The 18,727-nt window shown below is 57.0% G+C and carries 11 protein-coding genes; 7 read left to right on the forward strand and 4 right to left on the reverse strand.

What is annotated here, in order from left to right:
* The first annotated feature begins 53 nt into the window (after positions 1 to 53).
* From E6C55_RS18575 to E6C55_RS18605, 7 genes are all read left to right on the forward strand, one after another.
* A complete protein-coding gene (locus E6C55_RS18575; protein WP_136371314.1) occupies positions 54 to 5,360 on the forward strand; it encodes a CBM96 family carbohydrate-binding protein in 5,307 nt (1,768 codons plus the stop codon).
* An 81-nt stretch (positions 5,361 to 5,441) separates the two neighbouring features.
* The gene (locus tag E6C55_RS18580) at positions 5,442 to 7,496 is read left to right on the forward strand and encodes a glycosyl hydrolase (RefSeq protein ID WP_136371315.1); all 2,055 of its coding nucleotides are present in this window, start codon (positions 5,442 to 5,444) and stop codon (positions 7,494 to 7,496) included.
* A gap of 122 nt (positions 7,497 to 7,618) precedes the next feature.
* Positions 7,619 to 9,466, forward strand: a complete 1,848-nt coding sequence (locus tag E6C55_RS18585) for a cache domain-containing sensor histidine kinase (protein WP_136371316.1) — start codon at positions 7,619 to 7,621, stop codon at positions 9,464 to 9,466.
* A complete protein-coding gene (locus E6C55_RS33880) occupies positions 9,444 to 10,904 on the forward strand; it encodes a response regulator (RefSeq protein WP_168735738.1) in 1,461 nt (486 codons plus the stop codon). The genes E6C55_RS18585 and E6C55_RS33880 overlap by 23 nt, the downstream gene beginning before the upstream one ends.
* Before the next feature lie 96 nt (positions 10,905 to 11,000).
* Positions 11,001 to 12,383 (forward strand): ABC transporter substrate-binding protein, encoded by a 1,383-nt coding sequence (locus tag E6C55_RS18595; RefSeq protein ID WP_136371317.1) that lies wholly within the window; start codon positions 11,001 to 11,003, stop codon positions 12,381 to 12,383.
* Between the two features lie 73 nt (positions 12,384 to 12,456).
* Positions 12,457 to 13,335, forward strand: a complete 879-nt coding sequence (locus E6C55_RS18600; protein WP_136371318.1) for a carbohydrate ABC transporter permease — start codon at positions 12,457 to 12,459, stop codon at positions 13,333 to 13,335.
* Positions 13,336 to 13,360: 25 nt separating this feature from the next.
* Positions 13,361 to 14,209 (forward strand): carbohydrate ABC transporter permease, encoded by an 849-nt coding sequence (locus E6C55_RS18605; protein ID WP_136371319.1) that lies wholly within the window; start codon positions 13,361 to 13,363, stop codon positions 14,207 to 14,209.
* Between the two features lie 106 nt (positions 14,210 to 14,315).
* Here E6C55_RS18605 and E6C55_RS18610 read toward each other — a convergent pair whose 3' ends face one another.
* The 4 genes from E6C55_RS18610 to E6C55_RS18625 form a co-directional block, all read right to left on the reverse strand.
* Positions 14,316 to 16,343, reverse strand: coding sequence for a DUF262 domain-containing protein (locus tag E6C55_RS18610; RefSeq protein WP_136371320.1), 2,028 nt, complete (start codon positions 16,341 to 16,343; stop codon positions 14,316 to 14,318).
* Positions 16,340 to 17,896 carry a DUF262 domain-containing protein gene (locus tag E6C55_RS18615; RefSeq protein ID WP_136371321.1) on the reverse strand — a complete coding sequence of 519 codons (1,557 nt, stop codon included), beginning with the start codon at positions 17,894 to 17,896 and terminating at the stop codon, positions 16,340 to 16,342. Before E6C55_RS18615 ends, E6C55_RS18610 begins: the two co-directional genes overlap by 4 nt.
* Before the next feature lie 169 nt (positions 17,897 to 18,065).
* On the reverse strand, positions 18,066 to 18,407 hold the full coding sequence (locus E6C55_RS18620) for a type II toxin-antitoxin system RelE/ParE family toxin (RefSeq protein WP_136371322.1): 342 nt from the start codon (positions 18,405 to 18,407) through the stop codon (positions 18,066 to 18,068).
* Positions 18,391 to 18,663, reverse strand: a complete 273-nt coding sequence (locus tag E6C55_RS18625) for a type II toxin-antitoxin system Phd/YefM family antitoxin (RefSeq protein ID WP_136371323.1) — start codon at positions 18,661 to 18,663, stop codon at positions 18,391 to 18,393. The genes E6C55_RS18620 and E6C55_RS18625 overlap by 17 nt, the downstream gene beginning before the upstream one ends.
* Positions 18,664 to 18,727 lie beyond the last annotated feature (64 nt).

Raw genomic sequence — 18,727 nt, forward strand, 5'->3', positions numbered from 1 at the left:
GCTACAATGAGGGGGATCGCGGGATCGAACGATAATGTCGAGGAGGTCGAAGATTGACAGAGAGAGAAAGCCCGCGCTTGAACAGTCATGTTCATACCGAATTGGAAGCGCTGCCAAGTCTTCCGTACACGGAAGGCGGCAAGCAGAAGCGGAACGCAAACCGCTGGAGGAGGAACAAGATGTCACATTGGACACGCAAATGGACGGCGGCCGCGCTGGCTTGGGCCATTGTATTCGCCAGCCTGGCCGCAGTCGGCCCGTCGAAGGCGTCGGCCGCGATCGGCGATGCCATTGTTATCGACTACGGCGATGCCGGCTATGTCGAATCGGCGGCCGGAGCTTGGGCGGAATCCGGTTACACGGGGTATGCGGGCAGCACAACCCGCTATGCCAGCGAAGCGGGCAATATGGCGGCGTATGCCAGATGGACGCCGGAGCTCGCGGAGAGCGGGGAATATACGGTTGCCTTCTACCGTATCGTAGATCCTTCCACAGACCCGGCGGCCGCGATTACGATCTCGCATGCGGACGGAACCGACGTGCAGGTCATTAACGGAAGCGTCGGGACAAGCGGTTGGGTCATCCTGGGCACTTATCGGTTTGACGCCGGGAGCGCAGGCTACGTGCAACTGAACAAGGGAACGTCGAATACCCGCTTGCGCGCGGACGCCGTGCGGTTCGTCCAGGTGGCGGACATCGACAACACGCGCTTCTATCCTTCCGACGATACGTATGTCAACGGCGGGGCGCAGAGCGCGGCCAACTTCGGCTCAGCAGCCGAGCTGCTGGTGAAGAAGGATACAGCGGAATACACCCGCGAAGCCTACATGAAGTTCAACCTGAACGGCTATGACGGTCCCGTCGGCGCGGCCAAGCTGGTCTTCTACGGCGCGATTACCGATGCGACGGGAAGCGATATCGGGCTTCGCCTGTATGCGACGGGGGACGAGGATTGGCAGGAGGGGGCGGTGACGTGGGACGCCGGAAGGCCGGCGGCAGCCGATTATGTCGCCTCCGCGCAGCTTCATTCCGACAACCAGTCGTACGCCTGGTACGAGGTCGATGTGACCGCATACGCGAGAGCGCAAGCGGCGGCGGGGAAGCCGGTCAGCCTGCTGTTCAGGCAGGAGGAGGACAAGGGGTTGCTCGTGCGGATCAAAAGCAAGGAAAGCGGCGAATACGCGCCATACCTGCAAATATCGCGCAGCCCGGCCGATCCCTCCGCCCCCGCTTGGCCGTCTGACAGCACGCTGACGGCCGATACCAGCGGAGACGAGACAAGCGTAGCGCTGACCTGGACGCCGGCGGGCGGCGATGTCGAGACGGCAGGCTACAGACTGTATAAGAACGGAGCGCCGATCGCCTCGGTCAGCGGAGCCACGTACAGCTATACGGCGATCGGACTGGAGATGAACACCGCCTACACGTTCAAGATCGAAGCGATAAGCGGGGACGGCAACGAGAGCAAGGATGGTCCGTTCCGCACGGCGACGACGCGCAGAATCGCCCTGGAACAGACGACGCTTGGCAACGTGTTCCTCGATAATGAGCCGGCCCAGTTCCGATTCGCGACCGACCGCGAGTCGCTGGCCTGGACGGTGCGGGATGTGCAGGGCCGGGAGGTCGCTTCGGGCAGCGAGGCCAACAGCGGCTCCGAGCTGGTGCTTGAGATTCCGATGACGCAGAAGGGATACTTCGTGCTGGAGGCGACTCTGGAATCGCCGGGACGCAGTCCGGCTGCAATCAAGACGGAATTCGCCGTCCTGTCGGCCTACGACTGGAGCGGGGCGTCCCCGTCGCCCTTCGGGTTCAATACGCACCTGTCCAGCGTGGCTGTCGGCTGGTCGCCGCTGCTGGCCGAGCTTGCGGCCAAGGCCGGGGCGACGACGGTCCGGGACGGTCTCTATTGGGCAACGGTGGAGAAGACGGCCGGGCAATATGCGTTTAACGCCGATTACACGAATACGATGAACCAGATTGCCGCGAACGGACTGCAGCCGCTCATCATGCTCGGTCTGGAGAACCCGTTGTACGACGGCGGCAGCACGACGTATTCGGAGGAGGGCCGAGAGGCTTTTGCCAACTACGGTCTCGCCTCGATTGCGCAATTCCCGGATCAGATCGCCTGGGTGGAGATCTGGAATGAATTCAATATTCCGGGCTATGGCGACCGGGGCAACGGTCCGGCGGATTCCAAGCCCGAGGTTTATTACGAGCTGCTTAAGATCAGCTACGAAACGATTAAAGCCGCCCATCCGGACGTAACGGTGGTCGGGATGGCTGCGGCAGGCGTGCCGCTCGACTGGATAGAAGAGTTGTTTAAGCTGGGCGCGCTCGATTATATGGACGTCATATCGATTCATCCGTACCAGCAGCCCAAGGCGCCGGAAGCGATGATCTCGCAATTGGAGGCGCTGAAGGCGCTCGTGCTGGCATACAATGACGGGCAGTCCAAGCCGATATGGTCCTCGGAGATCGGCTGGCCGACGCATAGCGGCAGCGCGATCGACGAGAAGACGCAAGCCGATTATCTGGTTCGGAGCTACGTGATTCAACTGGCGCAAGGGGTCGAGAAAATATACTGGTACGATCTGATGAACGACGGCACCGATCCGGATGTGGACGAGAATAACTTCGGCGTTATCCGCAATCGGAACGACAGCATGGGTTCGTTCGTGCCGAAGCCCGCCTATGCGGCCTACGCCGCGATGACCCGCCAGTTGACGGGCTGGGAATTTATCGCCAAGGACGAGACGGCAAGCGGTCTGTCGAGCTATGTGTTCGGCCGCGGCGACGAGCGGCAGCGAGCTTTATGGTCGCTGGGCCAAACGACGGTTGCGCTAACGGCCGACGGGCCTCTGCAGGTGACCGATATGATGGGCAATACGGAGGTTTATGTCCCTTATCGGGGCAAGGTGTACTTGACGTTGAGCGGCGAGCCGATCTACGTGCAAGGCGCGGTGACGAACGTGGAGGAGGACGCCACCTTCCGTCTGAGCGGGGACTATGGCATGATCGGAGATCCCGCGAAGATGACACTGGAGGTCTCGAACCTCGGGGACGCGGACATTGACGCCGCCCTCGCCGTCGAAGGCGGCGAATACGAGGTGCTGGCCGCGGCCGGAAGCGCGGTAAGCATCGACGTAACGCTCCCCGCCGTCGACAGCCCCGGCATTCGTTATGTGTCCGGTCGGCTGGAGGCGGGCGGCAGCCCGTTCGGCCGTCTCGATGCGAGCATCGAGACGATCTATCCGGGACAGGTCAGCTTCTGGCCCGTGATGGACGAAGCGACGGGAAGCAAGCTGCTTCGCTTTGCCCTGAGCAACCGTTCGGACAGCCGCCCGCTCGCCTTCGAACGTATCGACTGGGAAGTCGGCGAGCAGAACGGGAGCAGCGAGATCGGACTGGAGCTGCCTCCCGGCGAGACGCAGCAGTTCGATGTTCCGCTGGACGAGAATACGGAGCGTGCCGTGACGTATCCGGCGGCGGTCACTGTCGTCATCGCCGGACAACCGGCTTATATGTATCAAGGCCAGTTGGACTTCAACCTTGCGCCGTATGCGTCGATTGAACCGGACGGAATCGTCGATCGGCCGGACGAGACGCCTGCGATCGAGCTGGATCGGGGCACCGTCGTCATGACGGGATACGGCGGCAGCGACGATCTGAGCGGCAAGGTCTGGCTCTCCTACGATAAGGACTACTTGTTTATGAGCGCGCTTGTTCATGATGACGTCCATGCGGTTCCCGCGTCCGGGTCGGACATATGGCAGAACGACAGCATTCAGTTCTCGTTCGCCTCCGGCCTGCCGCAATCCGGGCTGCAATGGTATGAATACGGCATATCGTCCACTGCCGCCGGTGCGCAGATCTATCGCTGGCTTGCGCCTTCCGGGCTGGCAACGGGGGATCAGACCGGGAGCGGCGAGCTTCGGATAGAGCGGGACGAGGAACAGAAGCAGACCGTGTACGAGCTTGCGCTGCCATGGTCTTCGATTCCGACCGTCGATCCGGAGAACAGCGACGGCATCAGCTTCTCCCTGCTCGTCAACGACAATGACGGCAGCGGCCGGAAAGGGTTTATCGAATGGGGCTCGGGCATCGGCGTTGACAAGAACCCCGCCAAGTTCAGAACCGTGCAATGGGGAGCGCCGCCTAACGAAGATCCGCAAGAGCCGGAGGAGCCGCAAGACCCGCAAGACCCTGAAGAGCCGTCCAACCCGTCCAATCCGTCCAATCCGTCGAACCCACCCAACCCGGGGCTCCCTGCGGACTACGACAGCGGAAGCGGCAGCGGCGGGGAAGCCGGGGGGCTGCAACTGCAAGTCAACACGCCGTATGCGGGACTGCAACTGCATCTGGACCCGGCGACGCTTATCCCGAACTACAGCGGGATTCTGCGAAGTCTGAACCTGGACCCGGAACGGGTGAGATTGCAAGTTGCGCTTACGGACCAATCGGGGAATGCGGACATCTCTGCGGCATTCCGGCGCAGCCTGCCGTCGGGTACGCCGCTTGGCGGCATCGTGGCGTACGGATTGACCGTTGCGGACAGCCGGACCGGCGAGCCGCTTGAGCTTGCGGACGGGCTTGCCGGCAGCCTGCCGAAGGTGATCCCGCTGCCGCCGGATGTCGAAGCGCTGCCGGAGCGTTGGGGCGTCTTCCGTTACGACGAGAACAACGGCAGCTTCGATTTTGTTCCGGCAACGTCCGTACAGGGCGAAGGGGAGGATGAAGGGAGATGGTTCCTTCTCGTCCGGGATGCCCGAGACGGCGTATATGCAGCGGTCCGCAACGAGCCGGTATTTGCCGATATTGCCCGGCACTGGGGCGAGTCTGCAATCATGACTGCAGCGGCCAAAGGGCTGTTGCAGGGTGTCGGCAACGGGCAATTCGCGCCGGATCGGCCGGTGACGCGGGCCGAATTCGCCACGATGCTCGTGCGAGCGTTGGGAGGCGCGGCGAACGGAGGGCAAGCCGCGGCGTCTTATGACGATGTCGACGCAAGCGCCTGGTATGCGAACGAGATTGCCGCCGCGCGGAAGCTGGGGCTGCTCCTCTTCGCCGACGGTTCGAGCTTTGCTCCCGGCCAGACGCTTGTGCGCGAGGAGATGGCCGCGATGCTGGCCGCCGCGCTGGAGCTTGGCGGCTTGCAGCCGACCGATGCGGGGCTTCCGAACCGCTATGCGGATATCAAGGCGGCGGATCAGGCTTATGTACAGGCGATCGACGCCGTATCGCAGCTTGGCATCATGAACGGAACTTCGGCCGCGAGCTTCGCCCCCAAGGCAGCGACGACGCGCGCCCAGGCGGCTGCCGCGCTGCTTCGGTGGCTGCGCGCATCCGGCATGATCGATTGACAGACAACGGGAAGGGGCGGCGCACCGGTCGGCAGACCGGTGCGCCGCTATGCACGAATAGGAATAAGGGGAGGATGGAGCATGGTGAGATGGAGCAAGGCGATCGGCTTGTTGCTGGCGACGGTGCTTGCGCTGGGCTGCTTGCCGCAGACCTCGCGCGCGTCGGAGGACGTCATGTCTTATTTCGGAGTAAACGAGCATCCTCATATTTACAGCAATTATGCAGACATCATCGACCAGATGGCAAGCGAAGGAGTGAAGTGGGTTCGCATCTCGCCGGAGTGGAGAACCATTCAGCCGAACGATCCCGGCACATCGTCGAACGGCGGGTACAACGACGCGTATCTCGCCAAGCTCCAGGACATCGTCAATCGCTTGCGGGCGAACCGGATCGAGATTGTTTTCGTGCTGCTGGGCACCCCGATGTGGGCGTCGAGTCAGCCGAGCTCTCCGGATTTCGCCTTGTATCCTCCGGCGGATCTGGCCGATTGGGAGCAATACGTCAGCTTTATTACAACTAAATTCAAGGACGCGAATCAACAGGATCAAATCAGCCGTTGGGAGGTTTGGAACGAGGAGGATTTCCCTGCGCACTTCAAAGGCAGCGTGGACGATTACTGGAATCTGCTCACCCGCGCCTATAACGTGATCCACGATCCGTCCGTTCACGCCGTGCCGAACGATCAGAAGGTGCTCCTGGGCGGACTGGCCCTTACGACGGACGGCGCGAACGAGAGCTATGCCTTCCTGGACAGTCTGATGTCCCAAATCAAGATTGCCAACCAAGGCACGCCATTTGATCTGATGAACGTTCATCTATATGGGAACGGGAACACGCGCAACATCATCCGGAAGTACGAGACGGTTGTTGCGATGATGCAGAGCAGCGAGTATCAGTCCCTCTTCGCGGGCAGGAAAATATGGGTGACCGAGACGGGCATGTCGGCGTATCCGGATATGTATATTCCCGTATCCGACGAAGTGGACGCAGCCCAGTCCGCCGAATACCACAAGGCCGATTTTCTGGATCAGTTGTATACGCTTTACAGCCAATGGCCGGATATCGAGAAGGTGTTCTGGTACGTGTTCAAATCGACTTCGGGCAACAGCTCGACCCCTACCGAGAATTATTACGGCTTGCTGGACGCCGATCTGAACCCGCTTCGGGCCAATTGGCATTACCAGGCCTCGGGAGGAGCCGCCAACGATCTGAGGAACCCCTTCAACCCGAACACGACGTTAACGGTGAACACGACCCCGTTTGACAGCGGCTTGGTCGTATCCGGGGCGGGGGCGTACCCGAAGGTTGCTGCGACCAAAAGCGTCTATTTTGCCCTTAACGACAATTGGCTGAAGGACACGAACGGCGGACTCGATCCTGAAGTGACCATCGATGTCACCTACCTCGATTCCGGCACCGGCACGTTTGCTTTGGAATACGACTCTGCTGCGGGATCGGACACCGCCTCGATTTTCCAAAGAGCCTATACGAACGAAGCGACTCCCCGAGGCAGCATTGCGCTGACGAACGGCGGCGACCTTCGCACCGTAACGTTCAGAATCACGGATGCCAAATTCGGCAACAGACAATACGGCGCAGGCGACTTCCGCATCCGGACAGGGAGCGAGGACGTCTTCTTCGATTCGGTTGTCGTGAAGAAGCGGAGCAATCAGGCGAAGGCGGTGATGAACCGGTACAATCAATTCAAATTCATGGAGCCGGTGCTGAAGACGGACGCTGCGAATACCGCTTATACCGTGCTGATGAAGGATTACCCGGATGCGAATAACGAAGCGCTGGACGCAAGGAAGGTTCCGAACGGACACTTCTTGAGTCTCCGGGTATCGGGAGCCATCGCCGGGAAGGACGATCATACGCTGATCGTCACCATTCGTTATCTGGATCGCGGCAACGGGCTGATCCGGGTCGATTACAATAGTACGGATTCCGACAGCATGTCCTCGTACACGATTCAGAAGACGAATACGAACCTGTGGCGAAGCTATACGAAGACGATTGCGGACGCAAGCTTTGACGGAGCGTTGACCGAGCATGCCGACATCCGGATCAGCAGCCTGCAGGATGCCAACGCGGGAGACGAATATATCCGCTCCATCGAAGTCGTCAAGCCCTGAGCGAACGCGGGCGCGGGTTGCTATCCTGCGGTTCCTGTCCTGCGGTTCCTGTTCTGCGGTTACTATACAGCGAGTAATTGCTTTGCTAAGATGAAGCCAACCTGAGATGAAGCCAACCTGAGATGAAGTCATCTATGGCAGGCAATCCGAACATGTGGAGGCGGCTGTCCGTGAAGATGTGGCCGAAGCGTTGGCCCGCAAGAGTCCCATTGACGTTAAAATATCGCTTGATCGTCACCTTCGTTGTGCTGCTGCTGCTTCCGTTATGTCTTGCCGTCTACTCGCTGTTCCGCAGCTTCGAATCGATTCGCCAGGACGATCTGATCGAACGCATGTCCGAGCGGATGCAGCAGGTCAATACCTCCTTAACGGACATGATGGCGTTCGCTTACAAGACGCATACGATGCTGAACCAGGACGAGGGCCTGATTCAGGTCATGAATACGCCGGAGCGCTATGACCCCCTAGAACGGAAGAAGCTGATCGAGAGCAAGATGGCGGGCATCAACAACAGCTTCTTTTTCCACCAGACCGAGCTTTACTTCAAGCTGATCGACCACGAGGGGAATGTGTACACGTCGTATCCTCCGAATGACCGGCTATCCAACTCAATGGCCGAATTTGAGGCCTGGAAGAACAGGCTGGAGCAGTCCCCTCATTCGTACAAGTGGGTTGCGAGCGACTTGAACGACATCTACAACAATCGCGGGAACAAGCTGTTAAGCTTGTATATCATGCTGCAGGAGCAGACCAGGGGCGATTACGGACTGGCACGAATCAGCATCGACGCGCAGGAATGGTTCAACAATACGGTTAAAAATGTGACTCCCGGACAGGAGCTTGCCGTCTTTACGAGCGACGGCGAGTCCGTTCTGCGGAGCGGAGACGCGACCGTCGGCGGCGACATCGTCGGGCGGATTGTGCGGGAGGGCCGGAGCTCGGGGTATTATCGGGACGCCGCGGCCGCTTCGCTCGTCACGTACAGCTACCTCGACGAGCTGGATTGGTACGTCGTCAGCAGCGTCTCGCTCGGCGATCTGTGGTCGGAGCTGACCTTGCTGCGCAGCCGCTTCTTCCTGATTCTCGGGCTGCTCGTCGTCGTCTTCGTGACAGTAACCTTCTTGATTGCGGCGCGCGTCACCCGGCCCCTCTCCGTTCTCCAGAAGCGGATGGAGGAAGCGTCCGAGAAGAAGCTGAACGTAAGGCTCGATCTCAAGATGAGCTCGACGAGGGAGATCGCTTCGCTTGGCGGAAGCTTTAACCGGATGATTGACGACATCGGCGCGCTGCTCAAGAAGCTGAAGGAGGAGGAGCGGCAGAAGCAGGCGGTCCGGTTCCAGATGCTGCTGACGCAGATGAATCCGCACTTCCTGCTCAATACGCTCAATACGTTAAAGTGGATGGCGCGCAAGGAGAAGAATGCTCCGATGGCGGACATCTGCATCGCGCTCGGCGGCTTGCTGGAGGCAAGTCTCAATTCGGAGCTGGAGCTGCTGCCCCTGCACGAAGAGATTCGTCTGCTGAGAGCCTATGAATCGATCCAGCGATTCCGATACCGGGACCGGTTCGCGATGACCTATGACATCGACCCTTCGGTCACTTACGCGCTTGTGCCGAAGCTCAGCCTGCAGCCGCTTGTGGAGAATGCGATCGTCCACGGCTTCGACTCGGAGGAGCAGCACGGGACGATCGCGATTCGGGCGAGGGCGGAGGAAGGCAAGCTTGTGCTTGAGGTGCAGGATGACGGGATCGGCTTGGAGGAAGCGTCCCGCAAGCCGAAGCGGCGGAGCCGCCCGGGCATCGGCATCGGCAATGTGAAGGAACGGCTTCAGCTTCTGTACAGAGAGGATGCCGAGCTGGAGTTTGTCCCCGTAGCGAGCGGCACGCTTGTCAGAATGACGACGGCCCTGTTGGTATCAACTCCATTCTCCGAAGGAGAGATCAAGCATGTGGACGATCTATCTGGTTGAAGACGAAGCGTTCGTGCGCCAGGCAATCCGCGAGATTCTGGAATGGGAGACGCACGGCTTCCGAGTCGTTGGGGAAGCGGGCACCGGCAAGGATGCGCTGGCCGACATTCGGGCGCTGCGACCCGATGTCGTCATATGCGACATCGTGATGCCGGGGATGGACGGCATCGAATTGCTCCGTCTCGTTCGGGAAGAAGGAATTCCGTGCCGCTTTATTATGCTGACGGCGATGAGCGACTTCGATTACGCGCGCAATGCATTGCAGTACGGTGCGACCAACTATTTGCTGAAGCTGTCCCTCAGCGACGATATTTTGCTGGCGAATCTGTCCCGGATCAAGGGGGAGCTCATAAGCGAGCTGGAGCGTAAAGGCGAAGCGCTGCACCCGTTCTATTATCAGGCGTGGGCGGAGCTGCGGCGGCAGGCCGGCCTGACCGATCCGGCCGGGAAGCCTTCTGCCGTGCCGGATGACTTCCGTGCGCTCCACTTGACTGTTTATACGGTATTAAATGGGAGCGCCCCGATCACGTGGGAACAACTGATGGAAGCAGATATCGTCTCCAACGAACAATATGTGGCGGTCCACTCGTTCACGGAAGCGGGGGAGACGGCCTTCTTCTGCTGGAGCAAACAAGCTTCCGGGGAGTTGTTGCGTGCGGGCAAGGCGGGGGAGCTCTGCGCGGCGGCAGCGGGGGGAGGCAGCCTCGATTCGCTGACGCAGCATTGGGGACTGGCGCTCGGGCAGTTGGACCCGTGCTGGTACGAGGGCGATTCGGCTCGCGAGAGCGGTCCCGAACCGCCGATGCGCGAGCTGGAAGGGGAGCTCGTGCGCTGCTTCGAGGAACGGCACGAGACGAAGTGCCTCGAGCTGCTGGATTCGCTCTGGCGGGGGATGGACGCGGAGCGATACGGCCATATCGAAGTCAAGATGACGGCCGTTCGCCTCGCAGGGATGATGACGACGCTGGCGCGCGGCCGAGGGGAGCCGCAGGTGGCGGAATTGCTGGCGGAACGAACTCATCGCCAATTGCTGCAGACGATGAAGCGATGGGTTGCGGAGCTGCTGCGGCGGTTAAACGAAGAGGAAGGCCTGTTCACCGATCATCCGGACGTGAATCGGGTCATTCGGCATATGCTGGAGAACTATCGGGAGAACGTGACGGTGAAGGATATGGCGAAGCTGGCTGCGATGAACGTCGATTACTTAAGCACCTTGTTTCGCCGGAAGACCGGGCAGACGCCGGTCGCCTTCCTGCAGAATATTCGCATTGGACACGCCAAGCGGCTGCTGCGCACGACGGAGTGGAGCGTCGTCGAGGTGGCCGACCGGACGGGGTTCGCCGACGATGCGTACTTCATCAAGCTGTTCAAGCGCGAGGTCGGGCAGACGCCCAGCGCCTATCGCAAGGCGCAAGCGATCTCGGATTTGTCATATTAACTCGTAAGATTTGACTCTGAGAGGAAGACGAGCCGGCTGATATAGTGTGAATAGAGGGAATTGCATCATCCCTTATATACACGAGGAGGTCTACGAATGAAGACAAAGAAATCGTTCCATGTCGCCGCGATTGCCTTATGTACGGCCGGCACCCTGCTGCTTGCCGGCTGCGGCAGCAACGGGAACAGCGGCAACAGCGGCACGAACGACGGCGGCACGACGGCAGCCGGCTCGCCGTCGTCCGCAGCAAGCCCGTCCCAAGCGGATTCCAAGAAAGAAACGGTGAAGCTGACGATGTGGGGAGGAGTGCCGGCGGAGAACGGTCCTCAGGAAGCGGTCGACAACTGGAACAAGCTGCATCCGGACATTCAGATCGAGTATGTGCGCTTCGTCAATGACGACGCCGGCAATCTGAAGCTGGACACCGCGCTTATCTCCGGGCAGCAAGTCGACCTCTACATGAACTATGCTTACTCTACCTTGGAGAAGCGAGTCCAGGCCGGCAATGCGCTGGATCTGAGCTCCTTCAGCGAATATGACATTGACGACAAGATGGGGTCCGCCGCCTCCGCCTGGAAGATGGACGGCAAGTACTACGGCGTGCCGACGAAGAAGGGCGGCACTTACGTCTGGTTGAACAAGGACATGCTGGACGCCCAAGGGCTTGAGGTGCCGACCGACTGGACGTTGGACGACATGAGGGATTACGCGAACAAGCTCAAGAGCGATAAGGTGTGGGGACTTGCCGAAGGGGATTATTTCTTCGCGCAGTCGATCAACAGCTCCATTATGAAGCAGAGCCTGGAGATGACGAATTCGGACGGTACCTCGGCGTTCGACAATCCGTTTACGGTCAAGACGTTCGAGGTATACCTGGACATGATGTTCACGGACAAGAGCATGATGCCTCATACCGAACAGATCACGTCGAAGCCGGCTCTGGATCAGATGTTCGTCAAGGGAGAGACGGCGATGCTGTTCTCGACGGAGCAGATCTTCCGGACAACGAACAACCTGACCGACTTCCCGCGGGACTTCAAGGTGGCTCTCGCTCCCGCGCCCAAGGTGACTGCGGATCAGACCGATTATATTTATAACGGCGGCTTGGGAGACGTGCTGTCGATCAATCCCAAATCCAAGTACAAGGACGAGGCTTGGGAGTTCGTCAAGTGGTATGCCGATGAGGGCATGCTCCCGCTCGCCAAGGGCGGACGCCTGCCGTCCTCGAAGGATCTGGATGCGGATGAAGCCGTCAAGGTCATGTTCGAAGGGGTGGAGGACACGTACGACCTGGATTCGGTCAAGCGGGTCTTGCTCGGCGCCGATCTACCCTATGCCTTGTCGCAGCTTGACGCGAAGACGTCCTCGGACTTCCAGGTCGTTTACGACAAGGTGTTCAGCCAGAAGCTGACGCCCGAAGAAGGCTCCAAGGAGCTCGCCCGCATCCACAATGACAACTTAAAAGCAGCCGCGAAGTGATCGAAGACAAGAAGGAGGAGACGGGGCATGCTCCGTGCCTCCCTTTTTTATTCCCGGAAAAGACGGTGATCCCATGAGTTGGATGAAGCGGCAGCGAATGCTCGGATATGTGTTTATAGCCCCGAACGTTATCGGCATGACCGTGTTCCTGCTAGTTCCTGCCTTATTCTCGTTTTATTTGATGTTTACCGATTGGGTGTTCTCAAGCGGCCGGGGGCCGCACTTTATCGGCTTGGACAACTTCCGCAGAATGGTCAAGGAGGAGCTGTTCTGGATCTCTCTCAAGAACACGCTGCTCGTGATGCTTCCCGTTCCGGTTGCCGTCATCATCGGCTTCCTGATTGCCGTTATGCTCAACAACCGTGTTTATCTGACCAAGACGCTGCGCGCCTTCTTCTTCGCCCCCTACTTTACGAGCGGAATCGCGATCGCCTTCGTATGGATGGTGCTGTTCCAGCCAAGCGAAGGTCCGATCAACGCCTTCCTGCGGTCGGCGGGGATAACCGACCCGCCGCGGTGGTTCTCCTCGCCGGATACGGCGATGATCGGGATGCTCATTATGCTCACCGTAGGCGGCATCGGCTACAACATGATCATTTATTTGGCGGCGCTGCAGGATATTTCGACCGAGCTGATGGAGGCGGCCCGAATCGACGGCGCCAAGACTCGTCATCTGATCTCCAAAGTTATCCTGCCGCTCGTCAGTCCGACGACGTTCTTCCTGCTCATCACAGGGTTTGTCGGCGCCGTCAAAGGCTTCGGCATGATCTATGCGATAACGCAGGGCGGCCCGGCCAACAGCACATCGGTGTTCTCGATTTTTGCTTATAAACAAGCTTTCCATTTCTATGAGATGGGCTACGCATCCGCCATATCGTGGACGATGTTTCTGCTGATTCTGCTCATCTCCCTGCTGCAATGGTGGGGACAGAAGAGATGGGTGCATTACTGACCGGGAAGGGAGCATCAGCACAATCATGAATGCGCAAGTTAGCCGAACGCTTCAGCGCCGGGCCGTCAAGTGGCTTAATACGATCATCATGGCTTTCTTAAGCCTGCTGCTGCTGTCGCCGATGCTGTGGATGATCAGCACCTCGTTCAAGAAGCCGAAGGACGTCTTCACGTACCCGATCCAGTGGATTCCTCTCGACCCGGTCATGACCAATCACATCAAGGTGTGGACGACGGGCGACGGCTTCCTGACCTTCTACCTCAACTCGTTAAAAATCTCTGCGACGCTTATGATTCTCGCCCCTTTGCTGGCGGCGCTTGCGGCGTACGGGTTCGCCAAGATCGAGTTCAAAGGCCGGAACACGATCTTCTTCCTGTATCTGTGCCTGATGATGATCCCGCAGCAGGTGCTGTTCGTTCCCAAGTTCATCATGTTCGATTGGATGCATATCTACAACACGCATTGGGCGTTGATTCTGCCCGGCTTGTTCACGGTATTCGGCGTGTTCATGATCCGCCAGTTCTTCCTGTCCCTTCCGCAGGAGATCTCCGAAGCGGCGTTTATCGACGGTGCGGGCCATATCCGCATCTTCGCGCGGATGTTCCTGCCGCTCTCGAAGCCGGTGCTGGCTACGTTCGCTATCATCGATTTTACCTGGAACTGGAACGACTACGAGAACGCCCTGATCTTCCTGATCGACAAGAACCTGTATACGGTGCCGCTCGGCATGCAGAATTTTATGCAGGAGGCCGGAGTCGATTACAACCTGATGATGGCCGCGGCGACGGCAAGCGTCTTGCCGCTGCTCATTGTGTTCTTCGCCGGGCAGAAGTACATTATCCAAGGCTTCTCCAGCTCGGCGGTCAAAGGGTAAGAGGGGCAAGAAGGGTAAGAAGGGTAACAAGGGTGATCGATCCGGGAAGCGGAAACAAGCTCCTGAACTTGTCCTTGGGACGGTTCAAGAGCTTGTTGATTGTCATTCACAGGAGGCCGGAAGCCATAACCTCTGCAATCGGACGGTCGGACTGCGTTTCGTAGATCGGATTGCCGTTGTTTGTTATGATAAATTTGTTGTTTTTATATCGAATCTCGAGCCCCTTTACGGATAAATAACGGTCTGCCCATGTGCCCAAGACATCCTGCAGCAGCTCGATGGCGTGCTTGGATTTAAGCTGCTCGCAGAGTGCCGTGAGGAAGACGCCATAACTGTAGCCGTTCGTGGATTTGTTGGGAACAAGAATCATCTCCCCGTCGATCTCGCGCAGCCTGTAGTGGGAAGCGCTCATCTCGTTAAACAGCGCAGGGACAAGGATAAAGCAGTAACGCCAATCGGATTGGGGGACCGTTGCGCCAGCCAGCAGCGCCTTCAACTCCCCCTCGACATCGGCAGCATCCGCAATGGCGTCAAGCAACCGTTTAACGATGGCTCCATGATTGGAGAACAACCGCTTTAAGCTGGGCGTACTGGCGGCTTCGTTGGGATCGTTCACGCACAAGGTTCGGTAAGCGCCAACCGGCAGCGTATAATCGCCCAAGGACAGAAGCGCCTGCCGCAGAAGGTTGCCATGGATGGGCCCCGTATGACCGATGAGCGCGGATATTTTGGTCCAATACCGGACAAACGAGTTTTTGTCGTGCAGATTGTCGGGCCCAATGGAGTAATGAAGGGCAGAGCGGATTTGCCCGCTGAAGTAGGGATGCTCCTCGGCGTCGTAGATCGCTTGGGCGAATGCTGCGTCGCCGGCAATCAGTTTGGCTTTCTCTTGCTCTTCCTTCACTTGCTCGGACGAGAACCCGACGATCGATCCGCCTTGGGCGAAGCAGTCAAGCAAGGAATCCCAGTGCTTGGCCGCATGGTTTATCCCTTCTACCGCGCGATGATAGAGTGAAATCTCGTCGATAGTCGAATTAAGCGTCAGGTTCTTCATGATCCGAAGCCATTGTTCGTAAGACTCTTCCTTGATTCCCTTGGATGAATGGAAGTACGTTGTTATCGCATGGAAGATGACCCTGTCCTGATAATTCCGATTGGCGGACAATGCTTTGAAAACAAGCCGATGCGTAATCGCGTCATTTAAGTTCGAGCACAAGTAGGTTAGGGTATTGTAAGCGGCCTCGAATACATCCGCGCTTATCCGATCGTAACTCAAGCCTCGTTCCCAATTGCTTGACTGTACCAGCAGTCCCTTGTTGATCAGAATCTCGCCGAAGAACGCAAGGAACGTCTGGTCGAAGCTCTTCTGACTGTTGGCCCAAAACAAGTCTGTCCATTCGCGATCGAAGCGCTGCTCGAAATCGACGGTCATCGGCAGCTTCAGCTTCTGAAGCCGTCCAATCAATTGCGCTTTGAAATTCTCAAAAGGCGTCAACGGCTTGCCGCGGGAGTTCAGCTTGATATAGAGGCTATCCTCCATTCCGAGCTCCTTCATCTCCAGAAACTTAAATACAACGGGCTCGAACGCCGGATTGGAGAGGCAGTGGGCAAGGTTGTCCGCCTCGCAGAACGCTTGCTTGATATCGTCAAGCATCGTAAGCGCGGATTGGATGGTCGGGTCGTACTTCCATCCGGCGACGAACCATTCCGAATCTTCGATTTCGGCGGAAGGCGCAGCCGCATCTGTGAACACGGCGCTTCGATGCAGGGTCAGCTTTTCCAGAAAGTCGCGCGAGCTTGTCCTTGTCTCATAGGAGAACTTCTTGAAGAGCTCGGTTCGGGAAGGGTCGTCGGCAAACGCGTAAATATGCAGCAGAAAAAGCGTTGTAAGCCGCTGCTGCCCGTCGATGGGGATGAAGGTATCCCCTTCGACCTTGCCGTATACGAAGTTGAGTTCAACGGGATTTTTTTGTTCCCGGATCGCCGTTCGGATGTCCGCAAGCAGCGTTTCGCGCACGATGGTCGTGTCGGGGTCTTGACGTCCCTGGGCATAATCGCGCTGGACAATCGGAATTTCCACGCGAAATTCAGCAAGCAGCTTCAGCAGCGTGTTTACGGGGTGCTCCGCCATCATTTAAACCTTCCTTCGAAGAACGTTTCGAGTATTTTTTCCATTTCGGCGATGTAATCTTTTTTATCCTCGCTGCCCCACACTTCCATATCGCTCAGATTGGCGGAATACGCCTTGAGGAAAATATTTTTGGTGCAGAGCGGGACAAACAATCCTCTCGATTCGCGGTCAAGGATAATTTGGCGTTTGGTCGTGAACGTCTCGCAAGCGTACGCTCTGCTCCGATTGGTGCTCCGCTCCAACAAGGTCAAGTTCCACAGCGAATCGTCCGCATCATCCGTTTCGTCCGCAGTGGCATGAATATGCTCGATATCCCATTTCAGCCTCTCTCCCGTTTCGCCTTTGTACACATCGAAGGGGAAGCGATACTGTTTTTCGCTTTTGCATACAAGAGTGGCCAGGTTAAACAGAAGCAGCAATTGTTTGATTTTCGTGTTGTCGTTGCCATACACGATAGCGGACAAGTCGTACCTTCCGTTTCTCGCTTTTACTTTTGTTTTCTCTTTTGCTTTCGCTAACAAGTCTTGCAGCACAGCGCTTTTGCGTTTGCCGCGAGTGAGCGCAACGATGTCTTTAACCGTCACCCCGGAAGCAATCAAATACCCGATGATGTGGTATTTGTTCAGGTCGGAATACCATTCGCGGAATTCGGCATATAGCTGCTTGACCGAGTTCCATAACGTGTCCACATACTGCTCTTTATTCGGGGCAGCGTCAATCGCATGGTTGATAACATCGAATGGGAAGTAGTCTCCCTCTTGCGATAGCGGCGTTGCCAAAGCCAGGTTCTGCTCGTTCGCCAACAATTCAAACAGCATATCGATCCGGGTGCCGCTTTGTTCCTCCTCGTTGAGGAAATACCAGAAGGAGTCATCGCGCAGCCCTTGCTCAATCCGGTCCCAGGCAAGGGAAATTTCAATCTGGCGCTTATGGGAGTCGGTGTGGAAATTTTCCTTGTTCAACAGAAGCGCCTTTATCAGCTCTGCGTTGGTCAACGGAATTTTGCCTAAATTCACTTTGGTAAACACGGCAATCGGGTCGCTCTCGGGAGGGATCTCATACCAAATAAAAAATACGCTTTTTCTTATTTTGGTGTTTAATTCCTGAATGGCCACCGATCGGTCATGCTGATTGGAGAACCATGCGTTGATGGTCTCGTAGGCCGAAGCGATGTGATGATAGTCGATATTTTTGTCCTTGTTCAGATCCTCGTCGTCGGAGAGCGACTTGAGGAACGCGGCGCTGTCTTCCCGCGTTTCGTATTCCAAGTCGAACGGGGGGATGGCGGAACGTATTTCCTGAGCCGCGATTTTCATGAAAATATAGATTGTGGTAAGACGCTGCTGCCCATCCACAACTTCATAAGAACCGTCGTCGCGGCGTTTGACAATGAGCGGCTGGATGCAGTATTTTTTGTCCCCCTCCGCCACAAATTCATGGACGTCATCCAGAAATTTTTTAACCTCGCGTTCCGTCCAGCGGTACCCTCGTTGATAGGATGGCACGAAGAAGCGATACTCCTTCAACTTGCCGATCGTCTTGGTCAGTATGGACATCCAATCTTCTCCTAACGTGCGGAATCATTGTGCCGACAGCTTATTTGCCAATCTATTATACTCTTTTTTCCAGGATGAGAGAATCGGGCGGGCAAGGTTCCGGCATCGGAGGGATCGGATCGCAAAGTAAAAAAAGCCACTCTTTTTCGAGCAGCTTTGCATGCGAATATTATTCAAACGAGTCAAATAGCTCACGAAGATAGTCCCTGCGCCCATGCAAAATCCGATGGATAATCACAGTGCCTTGGATTACTCGATAAAATACAAGATATGGCTTCACTACAATAAAGCGATATCCTCTTTGTACAAGCTGATATTCATCCTCTGACAAAACAGAACCCATCTGGGGGAAGTTGGCCAGATTTGAAATTTGTTGATCCAGCTTTTGTAACAGGGTATCCGCCGCATAAACATCATCCTTCGCTATATACGAAAAGATTTCATCCATATCATCCATTGCAACCGGAGAATATGCGGCTGGAGAATATTTGACCTTATTCTTTGGCGGCATCAATTTTCCTCCGCATTCTTGCCATTACTTGGTCATGATCAAGCAATGGTTCGCCTTCGGCTATCTGTTTCTCTGCAACCAGGAGTTTAGATTGGAGTTTGATGCGAGCTTCCATTCTTCGATAGGCCTCATGACTCATAACGACTAAATCGGCTTCTCCGTTACGCGTCAAAATCACGGGCTCATCAATATCGTGACAATATTTGGAGAATCCATTATAATCCTGCCTTATTGTAGTGGAGGGCTTGATATTCATTCGGTACAACCTCCTTCCAAGGATAACTTTATTCTGACGATATTGTATCATTAAACTAACCGCA

This window comes from Cohnella fermenti (assembly GCF_004801405.1).
GTDB classification, from domain to species: domain Bacteria; phylum Bacillota; class Bacilli; order Paenibacillales; family Paenibacillaceae; genus Cohnella; species Cohnella fermenti.

Coding starts and splice junctions, on each gene's coding strand:
- E6C55_RS18580 (WP_136371315.1), top strand. CDS start 5,442: ATGGTGAGATGGAGCAAGGCGATCGGCTTGTTGCTGGCGACGGTGCTT.
- E6C55_RS18585 (WP_136371316.1), top strand. CDS start 7,619: ATGAAGTCATCTATGGCAGGCAATCCGAACATGTGGAGGCGGCTGTCC.
- E6C55_RS33880 (WP_168735738.1), top strand. CDS start 9,444: ATGTGGACGATCTATCTGGTTGAAGACGAAGCGTTCGTGCGCCAGGCA.
- E6C55_RS18595 (WP_136371317.1), top strand. CDS start 11,001: ATGAAGACAAAGAAATCGTTCCATGTCGCCGCGATTGCCTTATGTACG.
- E6C55_RS18600 (WP_136371318.1), top strand. CDS start 12,457: ATGAGTTGGATGAAGCGGCAGCGAATGCTCGGATATGTGTTTATAGCC.
- E6C55_RS18605 (WP_136371319.1), top strand. CDS start 13,361: ATGAATGCGCAAGTTAGCCGAACGCTTCAGCGCCGGGCCGTCAAGTGG.
- E6C55_RS18610 (WP_136371320.1), bottom strand. CDS start 16,343: ATGATGGCGGAGCACCCCGTAAACACGCTGCTGAAGCTGCTTGCTGAA.
- E6C55_RS18615 (WP_136371321.1), bottom strand. CDS start 17,896: ATGTCCATACTGACCAAGACGATCGGCAAGTTGAAGGAGTATCGCTTC.
- E6C55_RS18620 (WP_136371322.1), bottom strand. CDS start 18,407: ATGCCGCCAAAGAATAAGGTCAAATATTCTCCAGCCGCATATTCTCCG.
- E6C55_RS18625 (WP_136371323.1), bottom strand. CDS start 18,663: ATGAATATCAAGCCCTCCACTACAATAAGGCAGGATTATAATGGATTC.